The sequence below is a fragment of the Amycolatopsis sp. NPDC043885 genome (genome assembly GCF_056435685.1).
Map to the genome: position 1 here is coordinate 1 of NZ_JBWKEA010000042.1, position 1338 is coordinate 1338.

Below are 1338 nucleotides of genomic sequence, written 5' to 3' on the forward strand. Positions count from 1 at the left end.
TGAGGTTCACCCCGGGTAGTGGACACCGAGTTAGCAGGACCAGTCGTCCTGTTGAAAGGATGTCCTCATGCCTCCTCGTAAGCGCCGTTCGTACACGGCTGAGTACAAGGTCGAGGCTGCTCATCGCGTGATCGATTCCGGCCGGACGATCGCTGAGGTTTCCCGTGAGCTGGGTATCGACGCGGGCATGTTGAGTGTCTGGGTCAAAGACGAACGTCGACGGGTCACCGCGGCCGAGGTCCACGGGGACAAACCTCTGGAGGCGGCCGAGCGGGCCGAACTGTTGCGCTTGCGCGGGCAGGTGGCCGAGCTGGAGAAGGACAACGCGTTCCTGGTAAAAGCCTCGGCGTACTTTGCCGCGATGCAGAAGAACCGGCCCGGTTCGCTCTGATGGCCAAGTACGCCGGCTCCGACGAGTTAGCTGGCACGACCCTTTCGCCTGAGCGCACGCGGTTTTCGGTGCGGCGTATGGCACGGTTGCTGGGCGTGTCGACGTCGGGCTACTACGCGCATGTGAAACGTGTGGCGGCAACGGTGCTGACTCCGCGGCAGCAACGCCGAGCCGATCTCGAGGTGAAGATCACCCAGGCGCACAAGGACTCGAGCGGGATCTACGGGTCGCCGCGGATCACCGCCGAGCTGCGTGAGCAGGGCGAGGTGGTCACAGCGAAGACCGTCGCCAAGATCATGGCCTCGATCGGGCTCGAGGGCATCAGCCCACGGACGTTCAAGGTGAAGACGACGGTGGTCGATCCGGCCGCGTCGTTCCCACCGGATCTGGTCGACCGGCACTTCGACCGGGACCGGCTCGACGCCGTGTGGCTGACCGACATCACGTACCTGACGTGTGGCGAGGGCGAGATGTTCCTGTGCGCGATCCGGGACGGACACTCCCGGAAAGTGTTGGGCTACAGCATATCCGACCACATCGGCGCCGAGATGGTCACCGACGCGATCGATGCCGCAGTGGCCGCCCGTGGCGGCAGATGCCGTGGCACGATCCTGCATTCCGACCGCGGCGGCGAGTACACGGCGCACCTGACAGCGAAGGCGTGCTTCCGGCACGGCCTGCGCCGGTCGATGGGCGCGACCGGAATCTGCTGGGACAACAGCCCAGCGGAATCGTTCTGGTCGACGTTCAAACACGAGCACTACTACCGGCACACGTACGCCACGAAGACAGAACTCGTTGCCGCGATTGACAAATGGATCAGCATCTACAACAGTACGCGGCGGCACTCCGCGATCGGGATGCTCAGCCCTGACAACTTCGAGCAGTCACTCCGAGCGGCTGCCTGAACCCTCGTAACCCCTGTCCACCATTCGGGGTGAACCTCA

The 1338-nt window shown here is 64.1% G+C and carries 2 protein-coding genes; both read left to right on the forward strand.

Annotation, left to right across the window (positions count from 1 at the left end):
• Positions 1-67 precede the first annotated feature (67 nt).
• Complete coding sequence (locus AC069I_RS44330) at positions 68-391, forward strand: transposase (protein WP_141995942.1); 324 nt, start codon at positions 68-70, stop codon at positions 389-391.
• Entirely contained in the window at positions 391-1299 is a 909-nt protein-coding gene (locus tag AC069I_RS44335; protein ID WP_478268074.1) for an IS3 family transposase, read from the forward strand. Before AC069I_RS44330 ends, AC069I_RS44335 begins: the two co-directional genes overlap by 1 nt.
• Positions 1300-1338 lie beyond the last annotated feature (39 nt).

Excerpts from the sequence above, each read along its gene's own strand:
- AC069I_RS44330 (WP_141995942.1), top strand. The coding sequence starts at position 68 with ATGCCTCCTCGTAAGCGCCGTTCGTACACGGCTGAGTACAAGGTCGAG.
- AC069I_RS44335 (WP_478268074.1), top strand. The coding sequence starts at position 391 with ATGGCCAAGTACGCCGGCTCCGACGAGTTAGCTGGCACGACCCTTTCG.